This is a genomic window from Dietzia sp. B19 (assembly GCF_014145155.1).
GTDB lineage: Bacteria > Actinomycetota > Actinomycetes > Mycobacteriales > Mycobacteriaceae > Dietzia > Dietzia natronolimnaea.
The window spans coordinates 1-6,031 of sequence record NZ_JAALED010000104.1 but is presented as its reverse complement, the minus strand read 5'-3'; the positions used below and the strand labels follow the sequence as shown (position 1 = coordinate 6,031).

The window sequence follows — 6,031 nt, the reverse complement described above, 5'->3', positions numbered from 1 at the left end:
CCTGGCCGCCGCGCTGCTCCGCGCGCCGGACGTGCTCCTCGTCGACGAACCCACCGCGGCACTCGACCGGGCGACGAGCAGCGCCGTGCTCGCCAGCCTCGAGCAGGCGGCCGTCGCTGGTGCCGCCGTCCTCGTAGCGACACATGAGGCAGACGTGATCGCCCGCTGCGACTCGGTTCTCACGCTGCCCGGCGCGGGGTAGCTCTGCGAGACCCCGCGCCCTACCAGCGGTTACGCGACTCCTCCGCCCAGCCGAGCACGCCGTCCAGGCGCACAGTGGTGCCGTCGTCGAGAACCCCGGTCCCGTGCCAGGTACCGAAAGCCTGGTGGGTGCGCACGGCCAGGATCCCGAGCTCGGTGATGTCCCTGCGGAGGTGGAACGGGGTGAGTGTGGCGTCCAGGCGCTCGCCGCGGACCCGCCACACCGCCGCCGGATCCGCCAGGTCATAGCTCCAGTGCAGATCCTCACTGATTTTGTGCAGGCGGCCGTCCACGAGGATCCCGTTCTCCGTGGACCCGGTTCCATCCGTCCACCGGCCACCCACCTGCAGCGCACACGGCACACCGTCGACCACACCGCTGCCCGCTCCCCAGTTCCATCGAGTGGCATACCGCCAGCGTCCGCGCCCGCGGTCCAGGACCGCCCACCCGGTGCCGAGTTCGTGGGCGACCCCGTCCAGGGTCACCGAACCGGTGACCGGGTTGGCGAGATCCTTGAGCGTGTATTGGAAGCGGCGCTCACTCCACGGCACCACCACCCCGAGGCTGTCATGACCCGGGCGGACGATCTCCAGATCCACCTGAAGTCCGGTCGCACGAACACGGATCGCGGTGGCGCCCTCGTCGTCGTCGTCGTCGATCTCGATTCCCACCCGACCCGAACCCACGCCGGCCGACGCGTGCACGGTCCCCACCCCCGCCCCGTCGCTGAAGGCGGGTCGGACCAGCGGGCTGATCCCGCTGCGGGTGGTCTCCACCCCGGTTCGGCGGTCCAGGACGTAGACCGCGCAGGTGGACAGGTAGTCGAGACCGGCCACGGTGAGCCCCACCACGAACCGGTCGGACACGATGCCCCAGTACTCCCAGCGCTTCGTGCGCCCCCACCCGGCGATGGCGGTGCGGTGCAACGGCGTGCGGGTCCAGCCGACGGCGGCCGGATCGAGTCGGCGGCCACGGGCCAGGTCGGTGGGCCGGGTGATCTCACGCTCGTCGGTCATGCGCCCACTTTTCCATCCGCGCCCTCTCGGCATTCGCACGGTCCACCGCGGGACGCGAGGGACCGATGGCGCGACCGCCAGGGGTTGCCTATGGTGCGGTGGACCCGACTGACCTGGAGGGCCCGTGTCCACACTCGATCTGTTGCTCACGACCGTCGGCGCGCTCGGCGTCGTGATCGTCGCCGTGTCCGCGCGACTGCACCGATGGCCCGTATCGGAGCCGCTCATCGCACTCGGGGTCGGCATAGTCCTGGGCCCCGTGGTCCTCGGTGTTTTCGACGTCCCCGACATCGTCACCGACCCCTCGACGCTCCATCGCGGCGCCGAGATCCTTCTGGGCATCTCCGTGATGGGTGTGGCTCTTCGCTATCCCTTCTCGGCGATCCGCCGTCACTGGCGACGCCTGACGCTCCTCCTGGTGGTGGTGATGCCCGCGATGGCGCTAATCTCCACAGGCCTTGCGATCTGGGCGTTGGGCATCCCCTTCGCAGTGGCGCTGCTCTTCGGCACCGCGATCTGCCCCACGGATCCCGTCCTCTCCTCCGCCGCGGTGACCGGGGACGCCGCCGAGCGGGACCTGCCCGAAGACGACCGGCAACTGCTGTCTCTGGAGTCGGGGGCGAACGACGGGTTGGCCCTTCCCCTGGTCCTGGTCGCTCTCGCCATCGCGACCCCCCTCACCGCCGGGCAGGCCGCCCTGGAGATCGGCTGGGAGATCCTCGGCGCCGTGGTGCTGGGCGTCCTCGCCGGGGTATCGGCGGCCAAGGCCCTCCATTTCTCTGAGCGCCACCACGCTACGGAGAACGGCCCGATCCTGCTGTTCACCCTGCTCCTGGCGCTGCTGGTCCTCGGTGGCTCCGGCCTGCTGGGGGTCAACGGGGTCTTCGCGGCCTTCGTCTCGGGGTTGGCCTTCAACCTGACCAGCGTCGGAGACGAGAGGCAGGTGGAGGTGGAGATCGATGAGGCGGTCAACCAGTTCGCGGTGCTGCCGTTCTTCCTCGTCCTCGGAGCGATGCTGCCGTGGCAGCAGTGGGAGCAGTTGGGGTGGGGGGCGGTGTTTCTCACGGCCGCCGTGCTCGTCCTCCGGCGCCCGCCGGTGCTTCTCGCCCTCATGCGGCCGCTCGGATTGCGTGTCCGCGACGCGGCGTTCCTCGGTTGGTTCGGACCGGTCGGGGTCGCGGCGGTGTTCTATCTGACCGAGGAGGCGTCCAGAGCAGGTCCGGATCCGCTGTTGCTGGGTGTGGGCACCCTGGTCGTGGTGGCCAGCACCCTCGCACACGGCGTCTCCGCGGCTCCCGGCCGCGCACTGTTCAGGGCCGCCGAACGCCGCGACGACCGGGATCCCGATCGATCACGCTGAGCACTGCGCGTCCGCCCCCGCTGAGGGGGGCTCGGGCCTCAGGCCGTGCCCGCGTCTGCGTTACCGGCCTTCCAGGTCTCCCACGGGACGTTCCAGTCGCCCAGACCGTCCCACCCCGGAAGCGTCGGGCCGACCGTGCCGGTGACCTCGAAGATGTCGCCGCGCTTGGCGTTGTCGTAGAACCACTTGGCGTCCGCCGTCGTGACGTTGAGGCACCCGTGGCTCACGTTCTGGCTACCCTGCGCCCAGACGGACCACGGCGCGGCGTGGACGAAGATGCCGCTGTATGACATCCGCGTGGCGTACTGGACCGGGGTCCGGTAGCCCTCCGGCGAGTCGACAGGAACGCCGTAGGTCGAGGAGTCCATGACCATCGAGGCGAGCTTCTCGCCGATCACATACGTGCCGTTGGGGGTCGGGGTGTCGGGCTTGCCCATCGAGGTGGGCATGGTCTTGACCACCTCGCCGTTGCGCTCGATCACGATCTGCTTGGTCGAGTCGTCCACCCTGGATATGACCGCGTCGCCGATCCGGAAGTCGCTGCGCGCGTCCTCCTGGCCGTACATGCCGCCGCCCAGATCCTCGCCGTAGATGTCCACGTGGACGTCGATGGTGGTACCCGGCGCCCAGTACTCGGCCGGACGCCACCGGACCTCCTGGTTGGAGACCCAGTAGAAGGCGCCCTCGACCTCGGGTTCGGTACGGATGTGGATGTTGTCCTGGGCGGCACGGCGATCCGAGATCGGCTCGTCGAACATCACCGCGACCGGCTGACCGATGCCCACCGTCGAGCCCTGACCGGTGGTGAGGTAGGCCGCGGTCATGATGCGCGGGGTGAGGGTGCTGAACGTGACGTTCTTGCGGGTGACCAGGCCGTCCTCGTCGGTCGCGGTGGACTCGAGCGTGTACTGACGGGAGTAACCCAGGTCCTCGGTGGTCCGCCACTCCGTCAGGTCGGGGTTGAACTCGCCCTGGACCTGGACGCCCTCCGGATTCCGCATGACCACGGTGTCGAGGCGACCGTCGCTGGCGGTGAGGACCACGGGCTCGGCGGGGTTGGCGTCGGATGATCCGTCCTCGACCGACAGGTCGATGACCGCGGCCGGCTCGGCCGGCGCCTCGGCGACCTGGGCCTCACCCGCGCCGCCGGCCCCGATCGTGCACCCCGTCAACACGAGCGAACCGGCGACCACGGCGGCCAGAGCGAGACGGGATCTCGACCGGGAACCCGGGTCCCGTCGTCTGGTCCGATCCGTGTGGCGCAAGTTCACTAATGGCCCCTTCCGAGCATCATCTCCCCCCGGACGTCGACAGGGCCGAGGGGAAGTCCTCCTCAGTATGCCTGGGGAAATCATTGCATTCCATATCGAATTGGTTAAGGATGCGCCGTCAGAAACCGGCCACCCCCGCCCCGACCAGGCGATTTCGTGATGCCGCCGGTGTCCTGTTACTGTTTCTCTCGCACCACGCAGGCGCCATTAGCTCAATTGGCAGAGCAGCTGACTCTTAATCAGCGGGTTCGGGGTTCGAGTCCCTGATGGCGCACAACAGAGAAAGCCCCGGGTCCACGACCCGGGGCTTCGTCGTGTCGGCAGCGCGGCCGGGACCCCCGTGATTCAACGAGAAGAGCGTTCCGCACACGTTTCCCGAGTGGGAATGTGCGAAACGCTCTTCTCGATGGGCTGTGGTGCGCGGCGGCAGCTCAGAGAGCCCGACGCGCCTCGAGGTAGGCCTCGATGCGCCGACGTTCCTTGCGCTTGTTGGCCATGGACACCGAGATGCCCCCGATGACCAGCGCCGCGAATCCGCCGAGCACCGCGAGGACCCGGGGATCGGTGAGGGCGGCGACGGCCCTCTCCTTGCCCTCTTCGGCGAGGTTCTTGGGATTGACCCGGTCGACGATCTCGTCCAACGTCGTCGCGAGATCGTCACGCGCCTTGGCGATGTCGCCTTCGATGCTGTCGTAACTCCTGGACACGAGACCTCCGTCGATCGCTCGTCACGCGGTTAGCCGCGGATTCTGGACCCCGCCCACGCTACTGCACCCGTCGGCGATCCGCGCCCGCGCGCCGACGCATCGGATAGGTTGGAGTGATCACACACCCCGACCCGACTTCAGGAGCACCGGTGACCACACCACGGCTCGAGGTGGGCCAGACCGCCCCCGCCTTCACCCTCCCCGACGCCGACGGAACCCCCACGTCGCTGGCGGACCTGCTCGCCGCGCACGGACGCGTGGTGCTGTACGTCTACCCGGCCGCCATGACGCCCGGATGCACCACGGAGACCGTGGACTTCGAGGGGGCCCTCCAGCAGCTGCGGGAGGCGGGGATCGGGGTCGTGGGGGTGTCCCCCGACCCGCCGGCGAAACTCGTGCGTTTCCGCGAGAAGCACGGCATCACCTTCCCCCTGCTGTCCGACCCGGACAAGACCATGCTCACCGAGTGGGGTGCGTTCGGGGAGAAGAAGAACTACGGCAAGACCGTGATGGGCGTGATCCGATCGACGTTCGTCGTGGAGTCCGACGGGACGCTCTCCCTCGCGCGGTACAACGTCCGGGCCAAGGGTCACGTGGCGATGCTCGCGAAGCTCCTCGGTGTGGAACTGCCCGAACCCACGGAGGGCTGACGCCACCCATGCCCACCGACCCGCCCGAGCGAGTGCAGGAACCAGTACGGGATCCCGCTGACGAGGCCGTCCAGGACGAGCCGAACATCCTGGTGCCGCGCCGTCGGCCCATCCAGGAGAGGAGCCGGCGCAAGTTCCAGGCGCTGCTGTCCTCGGCGCGCGACGTGCTGGTCGAGGTGGGGTTCGACTCCTTCACCTGCGAGGAGGTCGCCTCCCGCGCCGGGGTCCCCATCGGGACGCTGTACCAGTTCTTCGCCAACAAGTACGTCCTGGTGTGCGAGCTGGACCGGCAGGACGCCCACGGCGTGATCGAGGAGATCGAGCGCTTCGCTCAGAAGATCCCCGCGCTGGACTGGCCGGAACTGCTGAACGACTTCCTCGACCACCTGGCGGACCTGTGGCTGAGCGATCCCTCCCGGCGGGCGGTCTGGTTGGCCACGCAGGCGACCCCGGCCACCCGTGCCACCGCCGCGGTCAACGAGCGCGAGCTCGCCAGGATGATCGCCAGCGTGCTCGCCCCGCTCATGCCGGCCACCGAGCGCCAGCGCCGCGCGTTCATGGCCGACGTGCTGGTCCACGTGGCCTATTCGATGCTGAACTTCTCCGTCAGCGCCGGCTCCGCCACGGGCGAGGACATCCACGACGCCACCGTCACGGAGCTCAAGCGGATGCTCACCGCCTATCTGTGGCTGGCGGAGAAGGAAGCCCAGGTCAGCTGACGTCGACCGCCGGCGGTTGGCAGATGGCGGTGGTTGGCGGACCTCAGGTGCGAGAAGTCGGCCCCGGAACGCGAATCCCGTCCGCCAAATCGGGGACACTCCGCCAA

Annotated in this window: 7 protein-coding genes and 1 tRNA gene; 5 read left to right on the top strand and 3 right to left on the bottom strand. The window is 69.0% G+C overall.

Features of this window, described 5'->3' with window-relative positions; all coding sequences use genetic code 11:
- Positions 1-202 (top strand): ABC transporter ATP-binding protein (locus G6020_RS04120; RefSeq protein ID WP_241732565.1); only part of this gene is annotated, 202 nt, incomplete at its 5' end.
- Positions 203-221: 19 nt separating this feature from the next.
- On the opposite strand, the gene G6020_RS04115 is transcribed toward G6020_RS04120, so the two are convergent.
- Positions 222-1,217 carry a DUF2804 domain-containing protein gene (locus G6020_RS04115; protein ID WP_182609749.1) on the bottom strand — a complete coding sequence of 332 codons (996 nt, stop codon included), beginning with the start codon at positions 1,215-1,217 and terminating at the stop codon, positions 222-224.
- 124 nt (positions 1,218-1,341) lie between these two features.
- On the opposite strand from G6020_RS04115, the gene G6020_RS04110 reads away from it, so the two are divergent.
- Entirely contained in the window at positions 1,342-2,577 is a 1,236-nt protein-coding gene (locus G6020_RS04110; RefSeq protein WP_182609748.1) for a cation:proton antiporter, read from the top strand.
- Positions 2,578-2,615: 38 nt separating this feature from the next.
- Here the strand turns inward: G6020_RS04110 and G6020_RS04105 are convergent, their stop codons facing one another.
- Positions 2,616-3,848, bottom strand: coding sequence for an Ig-like domain-containing protein (locus G6020_RS04105; RefSeq protein ID WP_338404168.1), 1,233 nt, complete (start codon positions 3,846-3,848; stop codon positions 2,616-2,618).
- Between the two features lie 201 nt (positions 3,849-4,049).
- Here G6020_RS04105 and G6020_RS04100 point away from each other — a divergent pair.
- A tRNA-Lys gene (locus G6020_RS04100) sits at positions 4,050-4,122 on the top strand.
- 157 nt (positions 4,123-4,279) lie between these two features.
- Here the strand turns inward: G6020_RS04100 and G6020_RS04095 are convergent.
- Positions 4,280-4,555 (bottom strand): DUF3618 domain-containing protein, encoded by a 276-nt coding sequence (locus G6020_RS04095; RefSeq protein WP_179524868.1) that lies wholly within the window; start codon positions 4,553-4,555, stop codon positions 4,280-4,282.
- A gap of 149 nt (positions 4,556-4,704) precedes the next feature.
- On the opposite strand from G6020_RS04095, the gene G6020_RS04090 reads away from it, so the two are divergent.
- Entirely contained in the window at positions 4,705-5,205 is a 501-nt protein-coding gene (locus tag G6020_RS04090; RefSeq protein ID WP_182609747.1) for a peroxiredoxin, read from the top strand.
- Between the two features lie 8 nt (positions 5,206-5,213).
- Positions 5,214-5,924: a TetR/AcrR family transcriptional regulator gene (locus G6020_RS04085; protein ID WP_182609746.1), complete on the top strand. Its 711-nt coding sequence runs from the start codon at positions 5,214-5,216 to the stop codon at positions 5,922-5,924.
- Positions 5,925-6,031: the final 107 nt, after the last annotated feature.